This is a genomic window from Candidatus Didemnitutus sp., assembly GCA_019634575.1.
Taxonomy (GTDB): domain Bacteria; phylum Verrucomicrobiota; class Verrucomicrobiia; order Opitutales; family Opitutaceae; genus Didemnitutus.
In genome coordinates, this window is sequence record JAHCAY010000004.1 from 135,824 (window position 1) to 161,919 (window position 26,096).

The 26,096-nt window shown below is 66.4% G+C and carries 16 protein-coding genes and 1 riboswitch; of the genes, 14 read left to right on the plus strand and 2 right to left on the minus strand.

From position 1 onward, the window contains the following. Window positions 1-8: 8 nt before the first annotated feature. The 6 genes from KF715_20600 to KF715_20625 all read left to right on the plus strand — a co-directional run bounded on the left by KF715_20600 (window position 9) and on the right by KF715_20625 (window position 8,749). Window positions 9-2,168, plus strand: coding sequence for a polysaccharide biosynthesis tyrosine autokinase (locus KF715_20600; GenBank protein MBX3739100.1), 2,160 nt, complete (start codon window positions 9-11; stop codon window positions 2,166-2,168). Between the two features lie 3 nt (window positions 2,169-2,171). Continuing rightward, complete coding sequence (locus KF715_20605) at window positions 2,172-3,050, plus strand: substrate-binding domain-containing protein (protein MBX3739101.1); 879 nt, start codon at window positions 2,172-2,174, stop codon at window positions 3,048-3,050. An 87-nt stretch (window positions 3,051-3,137) separates the two neighbouring features. Further along, on the plus strand, window positions 3,138-5,870 hold the full coding sequence (locus tag KF715_20610) for a valine--tRNA ligase (GenBank protein MBX3739102.1): 2,733 nt from the start codon (window positions 3,138-3,140) through the stop codon (window positions 5,868-5,870). 759 nt (window positions 5,871-6,629) lie between these two features. Further along, window positions 6,630-6,746 carry a PEP-CTERM sorting domain-containing protein gene (locus KF715_20615; GenBank protein ID MBX3739103.1) on the plus strand — a complete coding sequence of 39 codons (117 nt, stop codon included), beginning with the start codon at window positions 6,630-6,632 and terminating at the stop codon, window positions 6,744-6,746. Between the two features lie 209 nt (window positions 6,747-6,955). Continuing rightward, complete coding sequence (locus KF715_20620; GenBank protein MBX3739104.1) at window positions 6,956-7,669, plus strand: PEP-CTERM sorting domain-containing protein; 714 nt, start codon at window positions 6,956-6,958, stop codon at window positions 7,667-7,669. 570 nt (window positions 7,670-8,239) lie between these two features. Beyond that, a complete protein-coding gene (locus KF715_20625) occupies window positions 8,240-8,749 on the plus strand; it encodes a PEP-CTERM sorting domain-containing protein (protein ID MBX3739105.1) in 510 nt (169 codons plus the stop codon). A gap of 88 nt (window positions 8,750-8,837) precedes the next feature. Here KF715_20625 and KF715_20630 read toward each other — a convergent pair whose 3' ends face one another. Beyond that, window positions 8,838-10,904, minus strand: a complete 2,067-nt coding sequence (locus KF715_20630) for a tetratricopeptide repeat-containing sensor histidine kinase (protein ID MBX3739106.1) — start codon at window positions 10,902-10,904, stop codon at window positions 8,838-8,840. A 53-nt stretch (window positions 10,905-10,957) separates the two neighbouring features. Here KF715_20630 and KF715_20635 point away from each other — a divergent pair, with 53 nt between their 5' ends. The 7 genes from KF715_20635 (at window position 10,958) to KF715_20665 (ending at window position 24,942) form a co-directional block, all read left to right on the plus strand. Next, window positions 10,958-11,602, plus strand: coding sequence for a response regulator transcription factor (locus tag KF715_20635; protein MBX3739107.1), 645 nt, complete (start codon window positions 10,958-10,960; stop codon window positions 11,600-11,602). Window positions 11,603-11,682: 80 nt separating this feature from the next. Beyond that, on the plus strand, window positions 11,683-12,717 hold the full coding sequence (gmd, locus tag KF715_20640) for a GDP-mannose 4,6-dehydratase (GenBank protein ID MBX3739108.1): 1,035 nt from the start codon (window positions 11,683-11,685) through the stop codon (window positions 12,715-12,717). Window positions 12,718-12,796: 79 nt separating this feature from the next. Further along, complete coding sequence (locus tag KF715_20645; protein MBX3739109.1) at window positions 12,797-13,735, plus strand: GDP-L-fucose synthase; 939 nt, start codon at window positions 12,797-12,799, stop codon at window positions 13,733-13,735. Window positions 13,736-13,823: 88 nt separating this feature from the next. Beyond that, the gene (locus KF715_20650) at window positions 13,824-16,556 is read left to right on the plus strand and encodes a hypothetical protein (GenBank protein ID MBX3739110.1); all 2,733 of its coding nucleotides are present in this window, start codon (window positions 13,824-13,826) and stop codon (window positions 16,554-16,556) included. 24 nt (window positions 16,557-16,580) lie between these two features. After that, window positions 16,581-17,727, plus strand: a protein-coding gene (gene prfB, locus KF715_20655; GenBank protein MBX3739111.1) for a peptide chain release factor 2 whose coding sequence is annotated in 2 segments (ribosomal slippage) — window positions 16,581-16,652 and window positions 16,654-17,727 — 1,146 coding nt in all. Because the reading frame shifts where the segments join, the coding sequence is not laid out codon by codon here. A 141-nt stretch (window positions 17,728-17,868) separates the two neighbouring features. Next, the gene (locus KF715_20660; GenBank protein MBX3739112.1) at window positions 17,869-19,290 is read left to right on the plus strand and encodes a hypothetical protein; all 1,422 of its coding nucleotides are present in this window, start codon (window positions 17,869-17,871) and stop codon (window positions 19,288-19,290) included. A 63-nt stretch (window positions 19,291-19,353) separates the two neighbouring features. Continuing rightward, window positions 19,354-24,942: an SEL1-like repeat protein gene (locus tag KF715_20665; GenBank protein MBX3739113.1), complete on the plus strand. Its 5,589-nt coding sequence runs from the start codon at window positions 19,354-19,356 to the stop codon at window positions 24,940-24,942. A 62-nt stretch (window positions 24,943-25,004) separates the two neighbouring features. On the opposite strand, the gene KF715_20670 is transcribed toward KF715_20665, so the two are convergent. After that, window positions 25,005-25,244, minus strand: coding sequence for a hypothetical protein (locus KF715_20670; protein MBX3739114.1), 240 nt, complete (start codon window positions 25,242-25,244; stop codon window positions 25,005-25,007). A gap of 102 nt (window positions 25,245-25,346) precedes the next feature. Next, a riboswitch (SAM riboswitch) is annotated at window positions 25,347-25,482 on the minus strand. A gap of 182 nt (window positions 25,483-25,664) precedes the next feature. On the opposite strand from KF715_20670, the gene KF715_20675 reads away from it, so the two are divergent. Then, the gene (locus KF715_20675; GenBank protein MBX3739115.1) at window positions 25,665-25,967 is read left to right on the plus strand and encodes an XRE family transcriptional regulator; all 303 of its coding nucleotides are present in this window, start codon (window positions 25,665-25,667) and stop codon (window positions 25,965-25,967) included. Window positions 25,968-26,096: the final 129 nt, after the last annotated feature.

Consider the following 26,096-nt stretch of genomic DNA (forward strand, 5'->3'; position numbering starts at 1 on the left):
CCGCCGCAATGGCTTCGTCTTCCGTTACCGGACACGGATCCGCGACCCTCACCGATTTTGTCGGCCTGCTCCGCCTGCGGCTGACCCTCGTGCTGCTGGTGTTCGGCTTGGTGCTCGTGACCACTGCCGGCGTCACCGCCCTGCTCCCGAAGTGGTATCTCGCCACCGCGAAGATCCGCGTCGAGAAGCCCGAGAGCGAGGTGAAGCTCTTCCAAAATCAGAATTCGTCCTACTACGACCCGTATTTCATCCAGGACCAGTTCGAGATCCTACAGTCGGAGAAAATCCTCTACCGCGTCATCGAGAACCTGAAACTGAACGACGTCTTCGGCCGCCAATTCGGCGACGGCCCCGCCTGGCCATCCGCGACCACCTATCAGTTCCTCACGAAAAAGATGTTCACGCCCGAGTCGCGCCGCGCGACCTCGCTCATCGAGCTGAACGTCCAGGCGCGCGACCCACAGCTCGCCGCCGCCATCGCCAACGAGATCGCCCGCGTCTACGCCGCCGACCGCGTCGACCTTGCCACCTCCGAGCAACGCGAGGGCCTCGCCAAACTCCGCGGCGAACTCGAGAAGCAGGAGACCGTCGTCGTCACGCAGCGCGACCGCGTGGAAAAACTCCGCAAGGACCTCGACATCTCCGGCGTCGACCTGAACCAGCGCTACTCCGACATGGAAATCGAGCGCCTGCGCCAGATGCAGAACTCTCTCATCGCGCTCCGCGTCGACGCCATCGGCCGCAAGACCCGCTGGGAGCGCTTCCGCACCATCCCCACCGCCGACCGCCGCAACCTCGTCAACTCCGAGCTCATCTCCGACCCCAACATCCAGAACCTCCTTCAAGCCTTCCTCGTTGCCGACCAGAATCTCACGCGCCTCAAAGGCCGCCTCGGCGAGGCGCACCCCGACTTGATCGCCGCCGTCGATGCGCGCGCGAAAATCCAGGAGCAACTCGACAACCAGCTCCGCGGCTACGAGAGCTCGCTCGAGATGGCCTTCACCGAGTCCGAGGCGCGCGTCACCGAGCTCGAGCGCCAACTCGCCCAAGCCAAGGTCGACCAGATCCTCTCCGCCCGCGAGCGCATGCGCCCCTTCGAGGAAGCCGCCTCGAAACTGGAGGACGAACAGCGCCTCCTCACCACGCTCAAGCTCACGCTCCGCCAGCGCGAAATCGATTTCCAGGTCCCGAAGAAGACCATCGAGATCCTCAACACCGCCGAGCCCGCCCGCTACGCCGCGAAGCCCAGTTGGACGCTCAATCTGCTCTTCGCCACCGTATGCGGCCTGATCCTCGGCATCGGCGCCGCCGTCCTCGTGGAATTTTTCGACACCAGCTTCCGCAACGTTGCCGACGTCGAATCGAAGCTCGGCCTTCCGGTCCTCGGAGTGATTCCCTTCCAATCCGCCCCCGACGCCCGCCACGAGCCCGGTTCGCCGGAAGGCGAGCCGTTCCGCGTGCTCCAGACCAACCTGAATCTCGCGTTGAAAGCCGGCCAACCCGTCGCGCTCAGCATTTTTTCCGCCGGCCCCGGCGAAGGCAAGTCCACCACGCTCCGCCAGCTCGCGCTGACCATGGCCCTCGCGGGCGAAAAGGTCCTCCTCGTCGACTCCGACGTGCGCCGGCCCACGCAGCATCGCCTCGCCAACACCAGCCGGGAGCCCGGTCTCACCGACGTCCTCCTCAACAAGGTTGCGTGGACCGACTGCCTGAAACCGCAGGCGCCCGGCCTCGACCTGATCTCCGCCGGCGCCAGCAGCGGAGTGACGTTGAGCCTGCTCTACGCCAACAAACTCCGGGAGCTCATCGCCGAGTTCAAGGACCGCTACGACAAAGTTCTCTTCGACTCACCGCCGATCATCGGCGTCAGCGACGCCTCGGTGCTCGCCAGCATCACCGACGGCACCGTGCTGCTCATCCAGCACCGCCGCAATCCCGCCAGCATGGTCCTGCGCGCGAAGCAAATCGTCGACGGCGTGAAAGCCCGCGTGATCGGCGTCGCGCTGAATCAGGTGCCCACCGGCACCGGGGAGGATTACGGCTACTACACCGCCAACTACTCCTATTACTCGGAAGGCGACGGGAAACCCGATTCGCCCGCCGACAAGCGCGGCCGCGCGACCGACAAACTCCAGCTGTCCGAACGCGAGCGCGCGAAGGACGCCTGAACGATGAAACCGTTCCGTGGCGCGACGCTGTTGCTCGGAGCCGTTCTGCTGGCCCTGACGATGCGCGCGGCGGAAATCCGCCTCGCCGGCTCTGATCTGCTCGGACGCGCGCTCGCACCCGCGCTCGAGAAATTCGGCCGCGAGAACGACGTCCAGGTCGCGGCCAATCTCGACGGCACGCGGCCGGGGCTCGACCGGTTGCGCGCCGGCGATGCGGACGTCGTGGTGTTCGTGCTCCCGCCGAGCGAGCATCCGCCCGGCGAACCGTTTGTGGTTCGCGCGCTCGGCTATCAGCCGGCCGTCATCGTGGTGCCCGAATCCGCGCCGCTCACGCAGCTCACCCTCGCGCAGGCGCAGGGTATTTTCGCGGCGAGTGGCGCGCAGAGCGTCAGCCTCTGGGGTGAACTCGGCCTCACGGGCGAATGGCGCACCCGCACGATCGCCGTGCACGTCGTCGCTCCCACCGAGGCGCTGACGGTTCCCTTGTTTCGCCGGCTCGCTGCCAACGGCGCGGAGATCAAGACGCTCGCGAGCTTCGGTGCGCTGGATCGTGTCCTCTCGCGTGTCCGCTCGAGCGACAACGCCATCGGTTTGGTGCCGGTGGTGCCGGCGGCCGGCTCGGGCTTGCGCGCCCTCGCGCTGGCCTCGAGCGTGCGTGACCCGGCGCACTTGCCGACGCCCGAGGCGCTGCACGACGGCAGCTATCCGTGGCGGCTCCCGCTGTATATCGCGTTCCGTCGCGAGGCGGCGCCGCGTTTGCTGACGTTCCTCCGGTTTCTGCTCAGCGACGAGTGCGGCGAGGTGTTGGCGCAGGCGCAGTTCGTGCCGCTCCCGGTCAGCGCGCGCAACCAGCTCGTGTTCGAGTTGGAAGAGCTGAATTGAGGCGAAAGCCGCTCCGCCGGCGCGAGTCAGGAACAGGGCTTGTCAGGGTGAGGGCGGCGGCTTTCACTGGCCGGCTAAATTTCTCCCATGGCCTCGATCACCAAGAGCTACGAACCGCGCGACGTTGAGAAGAAGTGGTATGCCGCCTGGCAGGCCGCCGAGGCCTTCGCCGGCCGCGTCACGCCGGGCAAGGAGCCCTACACGATCGTCATCCCGCCGCCCAACGTCACCGGCGTGCTCACGATGGGCCACGTGCTGAACAACACGATCCAGGACATCCTTATCCGCCGCGCCCGTCTCGAAGGCAAGGAAGCCATGTGGCTGCCCGGCACCGATCATGCGGGCATCGCCACGCAGACCGTCGTCGAGCGCGAGCTGCGCAAACAGAAGCAGCATCGCCGCGATCTCGGCCGCGAGAAGTTCCTCGAGAAGGTCTGGTCGTGGCGCGAGGAGAAGGGCGGCATCATCCTGAAGCAGCTGCAGGCGCTCGGCGCCTCGTGCGACTGGAGCCGCACGCAGTTCACGATGGACCCGCACTATTCGCAGGCGGTGCTGAACGTGTTCGTTGACCTCTTCGCCAAGGGCCACATCTACCGCGGCAAGCGCATGGTGAACTGGTGCCCGGTCTCGCTCACCGCGCTCTCCGACGAGGAAGTGATCATGAAGCCCGCGAAGGGCTTCCTCTATCAGGTGCGCTACGAGCGCGTGGACGCGCCCGGCGAGTTCATCACGGTCAAGACGACGCGCCCCGAGACGATTCCCGGCGACGTCGCCATCGCCGTGCATCCCGACGACCCGCGCTACGCCGGCTGGATCGGCCAGAAGGTGCGCCGTCCGCTCGGCCCGACCGCGGAGATCCCGATCATTGCCGACAGCGCGGTGGACAAGGAGTTCGGCTCCGGCGCGCTCAAGATCACGCCCGCGCACGACAAGGTGGATTTCGAGATCGGCCAGCGCCACAAACTCCCGCCGATCGACGTCCTCAACGCCGACGGCACGCTCAACGAGCTCGCCGGCCCCGAACTCGCGGGCATGGATCGCTTCGCCGGCCGCAAGAAAGCCGCCGAGTTGCTCAAAGAGCGCGGTGCCCTCGTGAAGGAAGAGCCCTACGAGAACAACGTTGGCTTCTCCGAGCGCGCCGACGTGCCGATCGAGCCGCGCCTCACGTGGCAGTGGTGGTTGAAGTATCCGCGCGTCGAGGAGGCCAAGACCGCCGTGCGCGACGGACACATCAAGTTCCATCCGGAACGCTGGTCGAAGGTTTACCTCCACTGGCTCGAGAACATCCAGGATTGGTGCATCAGCCGCCAGCTGTGGTGGGGCCACCGCATCCCCGTCTGGTATCGCAAGGGCCTCGATAAGGAAAAGCTCACCGAGGCTGACCTGCGCGACGCCACGAAGGTCCATGTCTCGCTCGCCGGCCCCGCCGATCCGGAGAACTGGGTGCAGGAGGACGACGTGCTCGATACCTGGGCGTCGTCGTGGCTCTGGCCTTTCGCCACCCTCGGCTGGCCCGACGCCGCGAAGATGCAGGAGCGCGGCTACGACTATTTCTACCCGACGAGCACGCTCGTGACCGGTCCGGACATCATTTTCTTCTGGGTCGCGCGCATGATCATGGCCGGCCTCGAATACACGCACGAAGGCCAGCCGCTCGAAAAACGAGTCCCGTTCAAGGACGTCTACTTCACCGGCATCATCCGCGACCAGCAGGGCCGCAAGATGTCGAAATCGCTCGGCAATTCGCCCGATCCGCTCGACCTCATCGCGACCTACGGCGCGGACGGCCTGCGCTTCGGCATCATCTCGATCGCGCCGCAAGGTCAGGACATCCGCTTCCAGGAAGACCGCATCGAGACCGGCAAGAACTTCTGCAACAAGCTCTGGAACGCCTGCCGCTTCCGCCAGATGAGCGGCGACATGGCCGACAACTCCTCGCTCGCAGCCGTCCTCGCGCGCCTCGAGCCCGCGAAGTTCGACGCCGCCGATCACGCGATCCTCGACCGGCTGCTCGAAACCACGCGCGCCGTAAAAGATGCTTTTTTTAGCTTCGAGTTCAGCGGAGCCGTGCAAGCGCTCTACGGATTCTTTTGGAACGATTTCTGCGATTCCTATGTCGAGTTTTCGAAGGGTAAGCTCCAAGACGCCTCCACGAAGGCCAGTTGCCTTGCTATCCAAGATCTTGTGCTGCGCCAGACGCTGCTGCTACTTCACCCGTTCACGCCATTCATCACCGAAGAGCTCTGGCATTTGCTTGGATACGGCGTTGATGGGCAATTCCTGATGCGTGACGTGCGGTTGGAATCTGAAAACGAACTAGCTAAGGCAATTCATGATCGAGGTATCGTGATCGACAAGAATGCTAGTCGCCTTGTGCAGACCGTTCACGAGTCAGCCTCCGTTCTGAAAGCAAGTAAGGCGGCGTCCGGTATGGCCGGTGTGAAGTTTCCGACGATATACATTCAACCGGCTCCAGGCTTCCAAGATTTCTACGCGAACGACCAGTCTTCTAAGTTTGCGAGAATATTCGAGACAGGTTCGTTCCAAGTGGGAAGCATTCACCCTGCCTTAACATCCGTCACGGGATCGGGGACGTTTTATATTCCCATACCCGAAAGAGACACGGCCGCTGAGAAAGCGAAGCACCTAAAGGAACTCGAAACGCTCGCGAAGCACATCGCCGGCACCGAAGCGCGCCTCAGCAACGAAGCGTTCGTCTCGAAGGCGCCGCCGGCCGTCCTCGACGGCGCCCGCAAGCAGCTCGCCGACCTGAAAGCCAAGCAGGCCGAGGTCCAGCGCCTACTCGCGGCGCTCGGTTGAGCGAACGCTTTTCTTTTCGCCCCGGGACGCTTCGTGCGCTCGGGGCTTTTTCGTCGGCGGACGGAAGGAGGCGGGAGTTTGTCTTGTCGTCGAAAAACGACAGGATGGATGCGTGGTGCCTTGCTAAAGTGCTCGGTGAGCTATTCCCGCCTCCCGCAGGGGTTCGCGGCCGGCTCGCGAACACACTCCATGCACCTATCCAAACAAGTATTGTTGCGCGCCGCGGCCGGTTGGCTGGCGGCTTTGACGATCGCAGCGTCCGCTCACGCCGGCCCGAGCAGCCTTTTCTGGGGAGGCGGCTCCGGCAACTGGAGCACCACCGCGAATTGGTCCTCGAATGAGCTCGGGCCCTACACCGACACTTTCTCCGGCAACGCCGCGACGTTCGGCTCCAACACGGGGGGCACGCTCACCTTCACCCAGAATGTATCGTTGGACGTGTTCTACATCTCCGGGAGCGGGGCGTATACCTTCGCGCTCGCCGGCAACGATCTGAGCGTCGCCAACAACGCTTTCATCGTTTCGGCGGCGACGACGTTTGATTTCGGCGGAGGAAATTCGACCCTCAATGTGGGAAGCGGATTTTTGAACTTTTACGTCGAGGGGTTCACGGTCGCCAATTACCAGGCCGGTTCGGACGTGATTCGCTTTGGCACCAGCGCTTCGGCGCTGACTTCGACCGAGCTGAGCCACATCGTGTTTTCGGGCTACTCTCTCGGCGGCGCCGCGCAAATCGACGCGAACGGCTACGTCACGCCGATGGGCGTTTCCGCGGTGCCCGAGCCTTCGACCTACGCGGCGATCTTCGGCGCGCTGGCGCTCGGTGCGGTCGCGGTGGTCCGCCGCCGTCGCACGGCGGTCTTGGCGCAGAACTGAGCGTCCACGTTTCTCTTCTGGCGTATTCTCGCCCCGGTTCGCCTCGCGCGGCCGGGGTTTGGTTTTCTCGGGACAACTGAGATTGCGCTCCGACAGCATCTGTTCGCGAAACGGCGGACTGTCGTCGGAAAACGACAGGAGGCCGCGACGGAAAACCGGTATAGTAGCTCCGCGTTCGCCGTAACGGAAACGCCTCCACACTGACACCCATGTCCCTCTTCCTTCGCTCGACTCTGTTTATCGGCGCCTTGGCGGCTGCGATTTCCGCCTCGGCCCAAACTTCGATTGCCTTCGGCAATCTCGGTGGCACCACGGGCTCAGTCCCGCTGACGGCTGCCTATCCGATCTTCTACGCCGATCCGACGACCGATTTCTGGGGCGCGGTCGGGTTCACCGTCGGCGCCACGAGCTACACGTTCGATCACGTCACCGCGCCGTTCTACAGTCTCTACTCGGACACGCCGACGACGGTTGAAGGTGGCATCTACAGCAACGTCGGTGGCAATCCCGGCACTTTACTGGCGGCATTCAACACGCTCTCCGTCGCGCCGCAGAGCACGGGCGCACAAACCTACGATCTCACGTTGGCTTCCGGCACCCTTCAGCTCCAAACCGGGGTGTCGTATTTCATCGTGGTGCACGACGCTGCCCCCGGACCGATTTGGGTGCGGACGGGATCTGAGACCACGCCGTCGAGCTCCGTCGGCTTCACGTTCGACAGCTACCGCGGCAGCAGCAACGGCGGTGCGGTGTGGGACAGCTCAGGTTACTACGGCATCAGCACGATCCAGCCGAGTTTCGATCTCTACGTCACCTCCGCCGTGCCCGAGCCCTCGACCTACGCGGCGATCTTCGGTGCGATGGCGCTCGGTGCGGTCGCGATTGTCCGCCAGCGTCGTCGCGCGGCGGCGGCGCAAAACTGATTTCCAACCAACTCTCGCACGACCCCGGTTCACGTTCGCGTGGCCGGGGTTTTGTTTGCCAAAGTGGCAGGAGCTTCCAGCTCCCGATTCTTCGCGTGCGTCAAACGCGGGAGCTGGAAGCTCCCGCTACTCTCGCTCCGGAAACGATGCCGGTGCGGTTGGCCTGAGGCGCAGGTCCTTGGCGCTGGGAACTCTCGGCGCGGCGTGAGGGAAGTCGGCCTCGCGTCGTTGAAAAACGACAGGACGGGGCAGCGCGTGACCATGTATAGTCGGAGTCAGGACACGTCGTCGGGCGAGAGCGCGGTGCGTTTTCGGAAGTCACGCTGTTCCTCCTCTTCACCCATGATCACTCGTTCATCATCACGCACCTACCGGCTGTTTCGCGCGACCATGTTTGTGGCGGCGAGCCTTGCGGCGGCGCTTATCGCGGACGCCCAGTTCACTCTCACCTACTCGGGCGTGGCGACGTCGACTGCAGGCGGCTATACTGCGGGCCAGAACGTCACGTTCACCTTCACGCTGGCTCAGAGTCTGTCGCCCACGGTCTATTACGACACCAGCAACCAGCCCATGACGATGCGGTGGAGCCAGCCGGGTCTGTGGACCAGTCTGACCGGCACCGGCTTGTCTGGCACGGTGGGCGGCTACATTGGCATGATCGACGTGAGCAACGACGGCTCGTCCACTTATGGCAAGCTCTCGGCGGCGCTGTTTATGATGGAGTCGGCGGATCTTGCGGTGAACGGGACTCCGATAAACCAAATCCGCTTCCAGAATATCCCTTGGACCGGCCTGTCGATTCCGGTTCTCGGCGCGGCGGTGACCGATCCGAACGCCTATCTATCCACTTACATCACGCCCAGCACCTATCTGGTCAACCAGGACGGCCCCACCGCTTCTCCTTTTATCATGGTGTTACCGTCCAACACGGTGGTGCCGATCAGCATCAGCTCGTTGACGATCGCGAACGCTTCGGCGGTGCCCGAGCCGTCTACCTATGCGGCGATCTTCGGCGCGCTGGCGCTCGGTGCGGTCGCGGTGAACCGCCAGCGGCGTCGCGTGGCGGCGGTCCAAAACTGATTTTCGATCACCTCTCGAATGGCCCCGGTTCACGTTCGCGTGGCCGGGGTTTTGGTTTTTCCAAAGTAGAGGAAGCTTTCAGCTCCCTCTACTTTTGCTCCGGAAACTCGACGTAGAACGTCGCGCCCTTTCCAGGCTCCGATTCGACGTCGAGGCGGCCGCCGTGGGCGACCACGATGTCTCGTGCCAGTGCCAGACCGAGGCCCGTGGAGGGCTCGCCGCCGGTGGGGGCGGCGCTGAGGCGTCGGAAGCGCTGGAAGAGTCCGGCCCGATCTTCGGCGGTGAGACCCGGACCTTCATCGCGCACCTCAAGCCGCACCCAACCTTCTGGAGTGCGACGCACGGCGAGGTGCGTGGTGGTGCCGGCGGAGGAGAACTTGAGCGCGTTGCTGAGGAGGTTATCGAGCACCTGGCGCAGACGCGCGGCATCGCCGTCGATGGTTGCAGGTGTGCCGTCGATGGCGGCAAGAATTTCGATCCGTTGCTGCTTCTGCGCGGCGCGTTCGGCGAAGGCGGCGGCGACTTCACCGGCGAGCGCGGCGAGATCGACCGGTGTGCGATCGAGCGCGAGACGGCCGGCCTCGGCGGCGGAGCCGTCGAGGAGATCCTGCACGAGCGCGAGCAAACGCTGATTTTCGCCGCGGAGTCCGCGCGCGAGTTGAGCGATCTCGGGTCGGTCGGCGCTTTCATCGGCGATCGTCTCGGCGGTGAGCATCGCGCCGACGAGCGGCGCCTTGAGGTCATGCGAGGCGAGGTCGAGCAGGCGGGATTTCAGGGCGGCGGCTTCTTCGGCGGCGTCGCGCGCGCGGCGGGTCTCGGCGTGGATGCGCCGTTCGGCGCGGGTGATGGCGCGCTGCCGGCTGATGATCGCAATCGCGGCGATGAGACCGAAGAGCAGCAGCGCGGCCAGGCCGATGCGCTCAGCGCGCGTGCGGCTCAACTCCTTTTCCGTTACTGCGAGTTCGGCGTCCTGCTTTTGCTGGGCGGCCTTGAGTTCGGCGATCTGGCGCTGACGTTTCTCGGCGTCGAAGCGCTCGCGGAGCTCCGCGATCGTCTTGGCGGTGTTTTCGCTGGCGACGGTGTCGTTTTCGCTCTGCGCCTTCCGCTGGTAGTCGAGCGCGGCGCGGTAGTCGCCGGCGGCGGCGGCGGCTTCGCTATAGGCCGAGTAGAAGTTGCCGAGGATCTCGTGGCTGTCGATTTGCTCGACGATCGGTGTGGCGAGGCGGAGTTGGGCGAGCGCTTCGTCGCCGCGGCCGAGACGTGCGAGCGTGGTGGCGACGGCCATGCGGGCGGACGCGATGTGGCGCGGGACACCGAGTTCGAGGCGCAGCGCGAGCGCTTGCTCGAAGAATGGAAGGGCGCCGGCGGGATTTTTAGCGGTATTCTCGAGCGAGCCGAGGTTGATGAGCGCATTGGCCATGCTGCGGCGGTTCTTCGCCGCGGTGTGCACGCGGAGGTTTTCGAGCAGGAGCGGGCGGGCTTCGTCGAAGCGGTGCTGATCGTAGAGCAGAATCGCGAGATTGTTGCGGATCTGGAGGCGGAAGTCGTCGAAGTCGTTTTTCTCTGCGAGTGCGAGCGCGGCGCGAAAGTGTTGCTCGGATTGGTCGTAAATTTTCTGATGGCGGGCGACGACGCCGCGGCCGTTCAATACGGAGGTGAGGAGGGCATCGTCGTGCAATTCCTCAGCCAGATGCTGGGCGTCCAGGTAACAGGCTTCGGCGGTCGTGTAGTCGCCGCGGTTCCAATGGATCTGGCCCGATTCGTAGACGAGCGCGGCGCGCGCGAGGCGTTCGGCGGGCGTGGAGCCGAGGGGCAGGGCGAGGCCGCCGTCGGTGACTTGGCGGGCTTCGCCGTAGAGGCTGTTGCGGCGGAGGGATTGGCTGAGCTGGGCGCGCGCGCGGAGTTCAGCGACCCGATTGCCGCTCTGTTGGGCGAGTGCGAACGCTTCGCGGGCGAGGGGAATGGCACGGGCGGGTTCGGTGGCGTCGAGCGCGCGAGCTTGCTTGATGAGCGCGTCGATGCGCGCGTCGGACGGGCTCGCCGGCTGGGCGGATGTGGTGGCGTGGAAGAGCGCCAGAATAAGCAGCACCAGCGTGCCAGCCGATCGGCGCGGGAGAGTCCACCACAGGGAATCGCACGGGTTTTTGACGCTCACGGGGGCAAATTTGAATTGATGACTCCAGTGTCGGCACGAACGATGGCGAGTCGATGACGGAAGAGACCGTTGCACGAATTTTGCTGGCGGATGACCACGCGCTCGTTCGCGACGCGTTGAAAGCGGCGATTCGGCGGCGGATGTCCGGGGCGAAGTTCGAGTATGCTGGCACGGCGGGGGAAGTAATGGCCGCCGTCGAACGCGAGCCGTGGAATTTGGTCGTGCTCGACCTGGGGCTGCCGGGGGGCACGGAATTGGAAACGCTGCGTCGCGTGCGGGCATTGCGGCCGGAAGTGCCGATCCTGGTGTTCTCGATGTTTCCGGAGCACAAGATGGGCCTCGCGGCGATCGAGGCGGGGGCGGATGGCTATTTGTGCAAGACGGCGGATCGCGTGACGATCGGGCAGGCGGCGACGGAGACCCTGGCTGGTCGCGGTTACCGCAGTCCGGAGTTGCAGGCATTGCTGGTCAAACGCCCGGGCGCGCGGCGCGGGGCGATGGCGGCGCTGTCGCAGCGGGAAGTGGAAGTGTTGATCGGCTTGGGGCGAGGTCGGTCGAACAAGGAGGTCGCGGCCGCCCTCGACATCAGTGTCACTTCCGTCGGCACCTATCGCGCGCGCATCATGGACAAGCTCGGCCTGAGCACGACGGCGGACCTCCTGCGCTACGTCGTCGAGCATCGCCTGGTTAGTCATTGAGCGGGCGCGACGGAGCGGCCGCGCTGCGAATCCGCGCGCTTGCCTGAGCGCGGAATCTGCCTCTAGCTCCTCAACCCCGCATGAAGAAAGCCCTCATCACCGGCATCACCGGCCAGGACGGTTCCTACCTTGCCGAACTGCTCCTGTCCAAAGGCTACGAGGTTCACGGCGTCATCCGTCGCGCGTCGACCTTCAACACCAGCCGGATCGATCATCTTTATCGTGACCCGCACATCAACGGCGTGCGCCTGTTCCTGCACTATGGCGACCTCGCCGATTCCGTGCAGATGGTGAAACTGCTCTACAACCTACAGCCGGACGAGATCTACAACCTCGCGGCGCAGTCGCATGTCCGCGTCTCCTTCGACATTCCGGAATACACCGGCGACGTCACGGGCGTCGGCGCCGTGCGCATCCTCGAAGCCATCCGCGAGGCCGGCCTCGTGAAGAAATGCCGCTACTACCAGGCGTCGTCCTCGGAGATGTTCGGCAAGGTCCAGCAGGTCCCGCAGGTCGAGACCACGCCGTTCTGGCCGCGCTCGCCCTACGGTTGCGCCAAGATGTATGCGCACTGGCTCACGGTGAACTACCGCGAGAGCTACAATCTTCACGCCTCGTCCGGCATCCTTTTCAACCACGAGAGCCCGCGGCGCGGCGAGACCTTCGTCACCCGCAAGATCACGCGCGCCGCCACGCGCATCAAACTCGGCCTCCAGGACTCGCTCTTCATGGGCAACCTCGACGCCAAGCGCGATTGGGGCTACGCCAAGGAATACGTCGAGATGATGTGGGTCATGCTCCAGCAGGAGCAGCCCGACGACTACGTCGTCGCCACGAACGAGACTCACACGGTCAAGGAGTTCATCCAGGAAACCTTCGGCCTGCTCGGTCTCGATTGGGAGAAATACGTCAAATACGACGCCCGCTACGAGCGCCCGGCCGAGGTCGATCTGCTCATCGGCGATCCCGCCAAGGCCAAGAAGCAACTCGGCTGGGAGCCGAAGGTCCGCTTCAAGGAGCTCGTGAAGATCATGACCGAGGCCGACCTCGAGCTCGCCAAACGCGAGGCGCAGATCGCCGCGCTGCCGAACGTCTCCACGACACCCTTCGCCTGATTTTTGACGGAGCGAGTAGCGGAGAGCGAGTATCACGCTGTTCGGCCATCTACCCGCTACCCACTACTCGCTACTGACAATGAGACTCCACATCGCAGGTCACCAAGGCATGGTCGGCGCCGCTCTCGTGCGTCGCTTCCAAGCCGAGCCCGGCGTCTCGCTCCTGTTGCGCTCCCGCCGCGACGGACTCGATCTGACGAATCAGGCTGCCGTCGCCGCGTTCTACGCCGCCGAAAAGCCCGACGTCGCCATCATCGCCGCCGCCAAGGTCGGCGGCATCCACGCCAACAACACCTACCCGGCCGACTTCCTATTCGAGAACCTCGCCATCGCCGCCAACTGCATCCATGGCGCCTATGCGGCCGGCGTGAAGCGCGTCCTCTTTCTCGGCAGCTCGTGCATCTACCCGAAGCACGCACCGCAACCGATGCCCGAGGATTGCCTGCTCACCAGTGCCCTCGAGCCGACCAACGAAGCCTACGCCATCGCCAAGATCGCCGGCCTCAAGCTCGCGCAATACTACCGCAAACAGCACGGCGTCCTCTACCACTCGGCGATGCCGACGAATCTTTACGGCCCGGCGGACAACTACCACCTGCAGAATTCGCACGTGATGCCGGCGCTGATTCGCAAGTTCCACGAAGCGAAGGAAGCCGGCCGCGCCGAAGTCATCGCCTGGGGCACCGGCTCGCCCAAGCGCGAGTTTCTCCATGTCGACGACCTCGCCGACGCCTGCGCTTTCCTGCTCCACCTCGAAAACCCGCCCGACTGGGTCAACGTCGGCACCGGCGTGGACGTCACGATCAAGGAACTGACCGAAATCGTCGCCGAGGTCACCGGTTTCAAGGGGCGCATCGTCTGGGACAGCTCCAAGCCCGACGGCACGCCGCGCAAGCTCATGGACGTCTCCCGCCTGACCGCCCTCGGCTGGAAAGCCCGCATCGGGCTCCGCGAAGGCGTGGCCCGGGCCTACGCTTCCTTCCTCGCGGAAAAAGCCGCCGGCACGCTCCGCGCCTGAGCCGCATCGTCGGGCCCCTTCGCTCGGGGCCGCGGCTCAAGTCCGCGCGCCAGCGTGACGATGAAGGGACACCATCCACGGTCCCCTTATGCCCGAACCGTCAACCGGAGCGGATGACTCCGCTCTGCCTGTTGCCACCGGCCCCACCGCGCCGGCGGCTGCGCCATTGCCCGCCGGCAACGGCGGCGGCAGCGGTTTGGCCGAAGGGAAGCGCTGGCGGCATTTCCAGATTTCCAAGGCGCACGGGACCGGCTTCCTCGCCTCGGATGCGACCTCGATGGAGGAAGTGCTGCTGCACGCGCGTCCGATCGGCGAGGATGCGGCGGCACACGGCGAAGCGTGGGATCGGATCGCGGCCATGGAATCCGATGGCATGGTCGCTCCGCGCGAGGCGCACGAGGAGAACGGCTGGCGCTACGAAGTGACCGCGCTGCCCGCCGGCGTGCCGCTGCGCGAGTGGCTCGCCGCGCATCAGCCCGAGCTCGCCGACATCGAGAATTTCGTCCGGCAAGTCGGCACGCAGTTGGATCGGCTGCATCAGGAAGGGATCGTGCACCTCCGCCTCCAGCCGCAGTCGATCTTCATCGGCGACGACGGTCACGGCATGCATGTGCAACTGGGCGGCTGGGAGTTCGCCACGCTGCACGCGCAGACGGATCTGATCCCGGTGGCCGTCAATCCCTACTACGCGCCGCCCGAGGCCGCGGGCCTGTTCAAACACAAACCCGGTCCGGCGCTGTGCGCGTGGGATTGGTGGTCGCTGGGTCGCCTCGTGCAGGAAATCGTGCACGGCAGCCACGTCTACGACCTCCTCTTCGAGCGCAACGTCGCCGACGATCCGCCCGAGTTGCGCGCCCGCGCCGAGAACGCGCTGCTGGAGCGCGACCCGTCCGGCGTGCGCGCCGGCGCCGTCGAACTGCTGCCCCATCAGGCGCACCCGCGCGTGCGGTTGCTGCTGCGCGGATTGCTCGCCAGCTCGCGCGACGGACGCTGGCAGGGCGAGCAGGTCCTGCGCTGGGTGCAGCGCGAAGCCGCCCTGGACCGCTACGACCTGCCCCGCGACGCACGCCTGTTCTGGTGGCGCCGCCGGGCGTTCACCGTGCCGGAGGCGGCGGAATTTTTTCTGCAACCCGACAACGCGTTCGACGGCGTGCAGCAGTTTTTCCCCGCGACCAAATCGCCCGAGCCGACCTTGCGGCAATTCCTCGCCGAGCTGCCCGCGCTGCGCGCCGAGCATGACAAGGTCGAGCAGATCCTCGGCTGCGTGGAGTCGTTCGCCTGGCAGCAGCTGCCGCTGAATCCGCGTCGCGCCGCGGTGGCGGGTCTCGCGTGGCGCGCCTTGGCGCCGAACTCGCCGCGTCCGCTCTCGGTGCAGCGCTGGGTGATCGACTCGGCCGGTTTGCAGGAGATGTTCGCCGACGCGCCGCCGGCGGAGGCGCTCGCCTTCGCGCGCGTGCTCAGCACCGGCGCCTATCGCCGGGCGGTGGAGGCGGTCGATGCGGGCGCGGGACGGGCGCTGGCGCTGTTGGCGGAAGCGGGCATGGATGCGCTGCAGCGCGCGCTCCACGCCGGCTGGGCGACTGCGGCCGACGAGGTCGGGCAGATTCGGTTGCTGTGGTTCGCCTTCGAGTCCGACAAGGATCTCGCCAGCCGGCACGAGCGCCTGCGCAGCGCCTACGCGACCGTGGCCGACCCGGCGCTCGCCGCGCTGCTCACCGCCGAAAAGCCGACACGCACCGAGCTGATGTTGCTCGCCTTCGTCGGCGAACGGGCGAAGGAGTTCGGCTTCGTCACCCATGCCGAGTGGCGCGCCCGCCGGGCCGCGGAACTCGGCGCGCAGGCCGCACGATTGCGCGCGGCGATTTTCTGGGGCCGGGCGGCGCGTCTGCTCTCGGCTGCGCCCGCCTTGCTCGGCCGCTGGCCGGTGTTCCTCGGCGTCTGGGCGGCGCCGCTGGCGCTCGCGGTCGCGGCCCAGGCGTGGGTTTGGATGGGAATCCTGGCCGCGATCGCCCTCGGGTTACGCTGGCTGGCCCGGGCGCTGTTCAACGCGACCCGGCAGCACGAAGCGCCCGGCTCGCCGCCGTGGACGTGGCGCGACGGACCGAGCCGTGCGGCGCGGACGGCGCGCGAGATCGGCGCGGCGCTGGGAAAAACGCCGCCGCAACTCGCGGCCGAATTGGCGCAAGTGAGCGCGGATTTGCGCGCGCTGCAATTGAAGGACGCGCCGCCGAGCGAGCCGTCGCGCCTCGGCGAGCTTTGGGTGCTGGCGACGATCGCGAACCTCGTTCCGGTGGCGCTCTGCGTCTTGCCGTGGCTCGGCGTCGATTTCTCCGCGCGGCCGAGCGAGCCGACCGTGCTGCGCCATTTCACGCCGCGTGCGGACGGTGCGGAGGTCGCGAAGGATGGGACGTTGTTTGAGGTCTACAACGACGGCTTCGGCAAGCGCCCGCGCGGTCCGCTGCGGGCGTGGGACGTGCCCGCGATGACGCCGGAGCCGTTGCGGGTCGAACGCGCCACGGCCGCTTCGCCGGGACAACGCGCCTACGCACGCGTGGGCGGCGAGTTGCTGCTCGAGCCGTATCCGCGGCGGGATTTGAAGGTGACGCTCGCCGTGCCGGTGCCGGCGTTGGTCGAGGGGCAGGCGGGGTGGGGCATCGTGCTCTACGACAGCGCGCAGCGGGAACTGGCGGACCGACGGACGTTTTTCCTGCCGGCGCGGCCGGAGGAGAAGCGGTGGTATTGGCTCGGGAATCGCCGGGTCGTCTACCTCGGCGAACCCCCGCGCCTGCCGGAATTGCAAAAAACCCTTGCGGAGCCCTGAGCTTCTTGGGCTCATGGGCGCGACATGATCGCTCCCGAAACTTTCTCGCACCTCGAGCTCATCAAGAAGCGCGCCGGCTACTTGTGGAGGTTTCTTTGACGTCGAACAAAAGCAGCGCGAAATAGAAGCGATGGAGGCGCAGATGGGCGCCCCGGATTTCTGGAACAATACCGATAAAGCCCAGAAACACATCGCCAAGGTCAACGGCCTGAAGAAGACCATCGGCGGCCTCGTCGCCTTCAACAAGAAGCTCGACGACGCCGCTGTCATGGTGGAGCTGATCGAGTCCGCGGACAAAGCCGAGCAGGAGGCCTACGCCAAGGAACTCGACGCCAACGTCGCGACCATGGTCGAGGAACTCGACAAGCTCGAGATCGCATCCTTCCTCACGGGCCAGTTCGACCGCAACAACGCCATTTTCTCGATCCAGTCCGGCGCCGGCGGCACCGAGTCGAACGACTGGTGCGACATGCTTTTCCGCATGTATCTGCGCTGGGCCGAGCGCCGCGGCTTCGAAGTCGAGGTGCAGGACGTGCAGATGGGCGACCAGGCCGGCATCACCAAGGCCACGCTCCTCATCAAGGGTGAGAACGCCTACGGCTACGCCAAAGCCGAGCGCGGCGTGCACCGCCTCGTGCGCATCAGTCCCTTCGACGCGAATAAGCGTCGCCACACTTCTTTCTGCGCGATCGACGTGATCGCGGAGGTAACGGACGAGATCGAAATCGAAATTCCCGACAGCGACATCCGCGTGGACGTCTACCGCTCGTCCGGCAAGGGCGGTCAGGGCGTCAACACCACCGACTCCGCGGTGCGCATCACGCACATCCCGACCGGCTTGGTCGTGGTCTGCCAAAACGAGCGCTCGCAGATCAAAAACCGCGCCAGCGCGATGAACGTCCTCAAGGCTCGCCTCTACGAAAAGAAACAGGACGAGCAGCGCAGCGAGATGGAGAAATTCTACGGCGAGAAAGGCGAAATCGGGTGGGGCAGCCAGATCCGCAGCTACGTGCTGCAGCCTTACCAGATGGTGAAGGACCTCCGCACCGGCGTCTCGACCAGCGATACGCAGGGTGTGCTCGACGGCGACCTCGATCGCTTCGTCTACGCCTGGCTCCGCGCTGGCTGTCCGCGCCACCGCAACAAGGACATCCAGATGGACGACGAGTGAGCGGAAAACGGAGAACCGAGGACCGAGGACGGAGGACTGAAAACGGAGAACCGATAGCACAGCGCCGTCCACTTCCCGCCTAACACGCACGCGCCGTTTGTATTTTCCCGCCCTCCGTATTCCGTCCTCAGTCCTCCGACCATGCCCGGCCTCGCTTATTCTCACATTCAGGATTCCCTCGGCGCCCAGCCGCTCTTCGAGGCGAAGACGTGGCAGCTGTCGCCGGAAGCCTGGCCGCTCACTCCGGAGCAGGTGCAGCAACTCGAGACGATCGGTGCGGCCTGCCTCGAGTTTCACCAGGCGCTCGAGACGCTCTATCTGCGCTCGGCGGCCGGGAAAAATCTTCTGCGCAACAAGCCGCTGCTCGCGCCATGGGTCGCCGACTATCTCGACCGCGGCAAACCCCCCGAGCTCGTCCGCCACGCGCGCGACCCGAAAAACCGCGGCGCGTTTCCCACCGTGCTGCGTCCGGACCTGCTGCTCACCGAGGATGGCTTCGCGCTCACGGAACTCGACTCGGTGCCCGGCGGCATCGGCCTCACCGCGTTCCTGAATCGCCTCTACGCCGACGAGGCCGGCGAGCAGGTGCTCGGGCACGGCGACGCGATGATCGAGAATTTCTACGCCTCGCTCGCCGCGCTCCGCCCCGAAGCGCGCAATCCGCTCATCGCGATCCTCGTCAGCGAGGAGGCCGGCACGTATCGCCCGGAGATGCAGTGGCTCGCCGAGCAGTTCCAACGCCTCGGGCGCCGCGTCTACTGCCTCGCGCCCGACGAAGTCTTCCCCCTCGGCGGCGAACTGTTCTTCGATAGCGGAGGCACGCCCGAGAAGATCGACATCATCTACCGGTTTTTCGAGCTGTTCGATTGGGCCAGCATCCGCGTCGCGCCCCACATTCTGGAAGTCTGGCAAGCTGGCCACGTGGCGATCGCGCCGCCGATGCGGCATTTCCAGGAGGAGAAACTCGCGCTCGCGCTCTTCCACCACCACCTGCTGGGCGATTTCTGGGCGGAGAACCTCTCGAAGAAATCCCTCGCGACGCTCCGCGCGCTGATTCCGCAGTCCTGGATCATGGACCCCGCGCCGTTGCCGCCCGGCGCGGTGCTCGATGGCCCGCGCGTCGGCGGCCGGGCGCTCAACGACTGGCGCGACCTCGTTGCCGCCTCGCAGAAGGAGCGCGATCTCATCATCAAAATCTCCGGTTTTCACGAAACCGCATGGGGCGCGCGCAGCGTTGTGCTCGGCAGCGATTGCTCCCGCGAGGAGTGGCAGGCCGGCGTCGAGCAGGCGCTGAAACTCGCGCCGACGAACCTCCACGTCCTGCAGGAATACCGGAAACCGAAGCGCGTCGAACATCCCGTCTACACGGCCGCCGCCACCGGTCAGCCTCCCGTCGCCGAACGCAAGGCCGGTCGCCTGCGTCTCTGCCCGTATTACTTCGTCGTCGGCGGAGCCGTTCGGCTCTCCAGCGCCCTCGCCACGTTCTGCCCGCCGGACAAGAAAATCATTCACGGAATGCAGGATGCAGCCTTGCTCCCGGCTAAGGTTTTCCCCTTAGCTTGAACGGTGCGCATCGCCGGTCTCCTCGGAGGTTTTCATCGACTCAGCTCATCGCGCCACGGGCGCGTGATCGCGTTTCTCTGCACGTTGCTGGCCCTCGCGGCGCCGCTCCGTGCGGCCGATGCGCCCGCCGCTGACCTCGCGCCGCTGCAACAGCGGGCCGAGGGCGGCGACGTCGAATCCCAAAACGCCCTCGGCAACGCCTTGGCGCAGAACAAGGACTACGCGGGCGCGCTGCGCTGGTATGAACGCGCGGCCGCGAAGGGCTACGCCCCCGCGCAATTCAATCTCGGCCTCGCCAACGAGCTCGGTCGTGGCACCGCGCCCGACGAGAAGGCTGCCTTTCGCTTTTACCTTCAGGCCGCCGAGCAAGGCTATCCCGCTGCGCAATTCAACGTCGGCAACATGTATGCCAGCGGCCGCGGCGTCGCGAAGGACGAGTTCGAAGCCAACGTCTGGTTCAAAGCCGCCGCCGAAAAAGGCCTCGCCGAGGCCCAATACAACCTCGGCCTCGTCTACGAAGTCGGCCGCGGCGTCCGCAAGGACGACGCCCAGGCCGCCCGCTGGTATAAAGCCGCCGCCGACCAAGGCTACGCCCGCGCCCAATACAACCTCGGCCTCCTGTTCGAGGACGGCCGCGGCGTGAAGCAGGACGACGTGCAGGCCGCCACGCTCTACCGCGCCGCCGCGGTCCAGGGCTTCGCCCCCGCGCAGAACAATCTCGGCCTGCTCTACGTCACCGGCCGCGGCGGTTTGCCCGTCGATCCCGCCACCGCCTTTGCCTGGCTCACCCTCGGCACGGAAGGCGGCGCGAATCCCCAAGGCCGCGACTTCGTCGCGAAATCACTCACCGCCGAGCAGCGCGCCCAATCCGACCAGCTTGTCGTCCAGCTCCGCGATCAGCTGAAGGCCGCCGCGTCCGCCGCCCCCGCGATCGCCGCCACCACCTCGTCCGCACCTCGCGCTGGCACGTCGAACCGCGACGACATCGAACGCCTCCAGACCGCCAACAACCGGCTCTCCGAGGTCAACCAGCGACTCACGCTCGAAAAGACGCGCCTCGAGCGCGAGAAGGGCGAACTGGAAAAGTGGGCCAACTCGCTCGAGAAATCCCTCAACGAGCAAGGCAATCCGAAGGCCGAGCTCGAACGCCTGAACCGCGAACTCGCGGACACGAAGCAGCGACTCGAGCAAACCACCGCCACCGCCGCCCAACTCGAAAAGGATCTCGCCGCCGCCCGCGATCAGGTCGCCGCCGCCGCGAACCCCGGCAGCGAAGTCCGCAACCTGCAGGACGAAGTCGCGCGTCTGCGCCGCCTCGCCGGCGAGGCGAGCAATCTCCGTGTCCTCAACCAGCGCCTCGAAAACGAACTCAGTCGCCTGAAGGCGGGAGCCGTTCCCCCGGCCCAACTCGAACAGCTCCGCACGCAGCTCGCCACGTCCGTCGCCGCCGAGGAAAAGGCCCGGCAGGATCTGAAGGCCGCGCAAACCAGCGCCGCCGCCTTGCGCACCGAGGCCGACGCGAGCGCCGCCCAACTCGCCTCGCTCCAGAAGGAACTCGAAACCGCCCGCGCCGCCGCCGCGACCGCCGATGGCGCCACCAAGGATCTCGAGGCGCTCCGCAACCGCGTCCAGCAACTCACGGAGGAGAACGCCAAGCTCGGCGCCGCCGCGCAGCGCAACGACGCGCCGCTGCTCGCCGCGAAAAAACAGCTCGAGGAGCTCCAGTCGCAGTTGTCCATCGCCGAGGCCGACCGCGCCAGCATTCGCGAGGACGCCGGCAAGCTCCGCACCGAATACCAGAACGCCCGGCAAACGCTCGCGGCCGCCGAAAGCCAAAATCAGCAGCTCCAGCAGGACCTCGCGACCTTGCGCGACGCCGCCAAGAGCGCCGAAACCGCCCTCGCGCAGGTCGCCACCCTCCGCGCCGAGAACGAGCGCCTCATCGCCGCCGCGCGCGACACGCGCCTGCTCGATGCCGCGAACGCCCGCATCGCGTCGCTCGAGTCCGACGCCACCACCGCTCGGACGCGCGCCGAGCAGGAGATCACCCAGCTTCGCCAGCAACTCGCCGCCGCCACCCAAACCGCCGAAGCCGCGCGCGATCAGGCCGGCAAGCTGGCGGGATTGCAGGATCAACTTGCCACCGCGAAAGCCGATCTCGCGACGAGCGAAGCCGCCGTGCGCCAGCTGCGTGAGCAACTGGCGGCTGCCGCGAAGGCCGCGGACAGTGCGCAAACCGCGTTGGCCACGGCCAGCGCGCTCCGCGACGAACTGACGGCGACCAAAGCGCAGCTGGCCGCGGCGGAGAAAACCGCCTCGGACAACGCGGACAGCGTGCGCGCGTTGCAGGAGCAGGTGACCGCGCTGCGCGCCACCGCCGCGAACGCGCAGCGGTTGGGCGAACGCGTGTCCGCGCTCGAGTCCGAACTCGCGAACGCCCAGAAGGCGCTGGCGCTTGCGGAGCAGGCCACGAACGAGCGTGCTGCCGAGGTTGAGTCCCTGCGCCAGAAAGTCGCCGGCGCGGAGAAAGCGGGCGAGAAATCCTCGGATATCTCAACCCGCCTCGCCGCCGCCGAGGACGCGTTGAAGAAAGCGAATGCGACGTTGAGCGGCGCACGCCTCGACCGCGAACGCGCCGAACGCCAGGCCGCCACCGCCCAACGCGAGCGCGATGCCGCCGTGGCCGATTTGCAACCGGTGCGCGCCGAACTCGTATCGACCAAGGCCGAGCTCGCGAAGTCCGTCGCGACGACGGAGCAACTGCGCGATCAGCTTTCCGCCACCGCCAAGACCGCGGAGCAGGCGCAGGCTGCCTCGGGCGCCACCGCGTCCCTGCGTGACGAACTCACGGCCGCGAAAGCCCGCCTGGCGACCGCCGAGGCGAACCTCGCCCAGAACGCGACCGCCCTGCGTGCGCTCCAGGAACAGGCCGCCGCCGCGCAAAAGCAGGCGGAACGAGTTTCGGAACTCGAAAGCCAGCTCACCGCCGCAAACCAGGCGGTGGCGGCCGGCGAAGCTTCCGTGCGCGACCTCCGCTCGCAACTGGCGGCAGCCAACGACGCCGCGAACCTGAAGCAACAGCAGAGTGCCGCCGGCGATTCGGCCGCGGAAACCGCGCGGGCGCAGGCCGCTCGCGTCGCCGCACTCGAGGCGGAGTTGGCGGGAACGAAGTCGGCGCTGAGTGCGGCCGAACAAGCCGCGCGCGAAAACGCGACTCAGGCCGAAGCACTGCGCCAGCAGATCGCCCAAGCGGCCAAGACGGGCAATCGCCCGGCGGAACTCGAGGCCAAGTTGGCGAACGCCGAAGCGGCGCTGAAAGCGGCGAACAACAGCCTCACCGGGGCGCGCCTCGATCGCGAACGCGCCGAGCGGCAGGCGACGGCAGCCCAGCGTGAGCTCGCCGCGTTGCAGTCGAAGCAGGCACCCGCGCAAAACGACCTGGCGGCGACCAAGGCCGCGCTGTCGAAAGCCGAGGAGGCCGTGAAGGACATTTCCATCGAGCGCGACGTGTTGAAGAGCCAGCTCGCGAGCGCCCGTTCCGGCAGCGCCGATACCGCCGCGCTTCAAGCCAAGCTCGCCGATCTCGGCGCCGCCTTGGAGAAGAGCCAGGCCGACGCGGCGAACGCGAAGGCCGAGGTGGCTCGCTTGCAGGACGACGTGGCCGGCGCGCAACGCGAGCGTGACGACGCCCGCCGGCAACTGGCGCAAGCCTCCGCCGCGGGGGCGACGGATTCATCAGCCTTGCAGGGCAAATTGGGCGAGGCCAACGCAGCGCTCAACAAGAGCGCGGCCGATGTGGCCGAGTTGACGACCGAGAACGACCGGCTCGAGAAGGCGCTCGCCGCGGCCCGGCAGGAGGCGGCGGCAGCGGCCGGTTTGCGGGCGGAGCTGGCGAGTTTGCGCACGTCGGCCGCGGGCCTGGCGACGCTCCAGAACGAAAATGCCCAGTTGCGCCGCGATGTCGCGCAGGCGTCCGGACTGCGGACCCAATTGGAGCAGTTGCAGCGCGATGCGGCGAAGCGCGAGGCGGAATTGCAGGCAGCGCAGACGCGCCTGACTGCGACGGAAAAACAGCTGGAGGATGCGCGTCTCGTCACCGTGCGCACGCAACCCTCGGCCGACGACGCGGCGACAGCGAAGTTGCGCAGCGACCTCGCGGACGCCAGTCAGGCGAGCGACCGGCTCCGCGCGCAGGTCGCGGACCTCACGGCGACGAACGCGAAACTCGAACAGGATTTCGTCAATGCGCAGAAAACCGCCGAGGCTGCGCTCGCCGCGCAGGCTCAGGCGGTGAATGCCGCCCGGCCCGACGCCTATCAGATGGAGATCCGCACGCTGCAGGATCGCGTGAAGCAGCTCGAGAGCGCGATCGAGGACGACCGCACGGCGGCCGCGCGGGAGATCAGCGCGCTCGCCGAGCAGCTGCAGAAGGCCCGCGAGACCAGCAAGGCGCTCAGCGATGCCAACCGGGCGTTGCTCGCGGCCAAGCAGGCGGACGACGGTCCCAGCCGCGCCGACTTCGACCGCGCGCAGGCGCGGGTGCGCGAGCTGACGGATGCGGCGGAAAATCTGCGCCGGCAGAACGAGCAACTGCTCGCGGACAGCGCGAAGGCCGCGAAGGAACGCGAGACACTGCGCGCGCAACTGGCGGAAGCGGAAAAGGCCGAAGGTTCGCACAGCTCGACGGTCGCGGACCTCACGGAGGCGAACAGCCGGCTCCAGCAGGAGAAGGCGGATTTCAAAACGCAGATCGCGGTCCTGACGCAGAAGCTGGCCGAGTCCGAGCGGTTGACCGGCGCGGAGAATTCCAAGCTGGCGGACGAAAACCGGGCCCTCGACGAGCGCCTGAAGAACGTCGGCGCGCAACTCGTGGCCGCGCAGCGCCAGATCGACCAATTGCAACAGCAGCGCACCGATGCCGTGCAATCGGCCGGCGCGTCGCAATCCGCGGCCGAGAAGGCGCAGGCCGAGATCGCGGCGTTGCGCACGCGCCTCGCCGAGAGTGAGAAGGCGGCTGATTCGCAGGGCTCCTCGGTTGCGGATCTGACGGCGGCGAACGAGAAACTCGGTGAGGAACGCGATGCCTTGAAGGCCCAGCTGGCGAGCGCGCAGGCTGAGGCGACGCGCCTGACGCAGTCGCAACGCAGCGCGGAACAGTTGCGCACGGATGCCGAGCAGAGCGCGGCGCGCAACGTCGACGCGCTCACGGCGCAGATGGCGCAACTGCGCCGCGAGGTGGAGGGACTCCGGGCGTCGAACCAAAACCTGTCCGAGTCCAATCGCACGCTCGATCGCGAGCGTCAGGCGGCGCTCGCGCAGTTGCGCCAGGAGAACAGCGCCTTGGCCGCACGTTTGGCGCAGGCTCAGGGCACGCTCGATCAGATCGCGTCCGCGGCCCGGCTCGGGACGCCGGCGTCGAGCCTGGCTTCCGCCAATTTCCCGCCCGCGTCGAATCCGGGCGCCTCGTCACCGGCTGCGGCGTCCGCGCCCGAGGCGCGTTTTCACGTGGTCAGCGAGGGCGATTCGCTCTCGCGGTTGAGCTTGCGCTACTACGGCACGGCGAACCGGTGGCAGGAAATCTACAACGCGAACCGCGAAGCCTTGCAGGGCGCGAATGCGCTGCGCGTCGGCCAGCGGCTGCGCATCCCCTAAAACGAAAAGCCCGCGCACATGGCGCGGGCTTCCGGACTATGGCTGGAAAGCGAAGCGGCGTCTCAGGCGACCGCGGTCTTGGTCGGCTGCGCCTGGCCGAGCAGGTGCTGGAAGAACGAGTCGCGGCGCTGGCGGGCGACGGTGAGGTCCTTGGTGCCGAGCGAGCGGCGGATGCGCTCCTTGGTGAAGGGCGTCGGGTAGACGGTGTAGTGGAGGAACCACGTGCCGTTGTTGTTCCACAAGTGGTGGTTCGGGTTCTCGGCGTTGACGCGGAGGGCGGGGAGGGTGATGACGTTGGACATGATGCGTGAGCGGTTGATGGTGGTTTAATCGTTCGCGCTTCAGGTTTCTTTCCTGAAAAACGAAAGCCGCCTGAGGGCATCAGGCGGCTTTTCGCTTTTTTCGGAGGAGTTTTTTGTTCGAGCGTTTTACCGCCCGCGCATCCGGGTGACTTTCGCCACTCGGAACCACCGTGATCACTCCTAGACCCGGTTGGCAGAACCGGCGGATTGCTCCGTCGATCCTTTCCTGATGCAGCGTGAAGGGAACAAATCACCGCGCGGTGCGCCAGAAAAATCTTCGCGCGAAATTTCGCGTCGCGATTTGTGCCCGGGCTAGAGGCCTGCGGTTGGCCGGCTTACGAGAGAAATGGCCGCCGGAAAATTTTTTCCTAAAGTCGAATTCGAGCGCGCAAAATGTATCTATTCTGATTCGCTTGCGGCATGGAACAGGACAAACGCCACCGCTTCGAGGAGACGTCGACCGAACGCTTGCGCGAGGAGGGCATCTACAGCGACGTCGAGGCGACGGCGTTGAAACGCGTCATCGCGACGACGCTGATGCACCGCATGGAGCGACTCGACATGTCGGTCTCGGAGCTCGCGCGCGCGCTGGGCACGAGCCGCGCGGCGGTGAATCGCGTGCTCGATCCGCTGAACACGTCGCTGACCTTGAACACGCTGACGCGGCTCGCGGCCGCTCTCGGCTGCCGTGTGAAACTCGAGATTGTGGTGCCGCGCGACTAGCGCGGTGCGCCTGCGGTGCGGACGCCAGTCGGCGGCGCGGTGGCGCGGAGTGCAGGGAAACCTCGACCGCAGTGTAAGCGGCGCCGGTCTGCGCCGCATGCTTCCGTTGGAGGACCGCATTGCGAACGT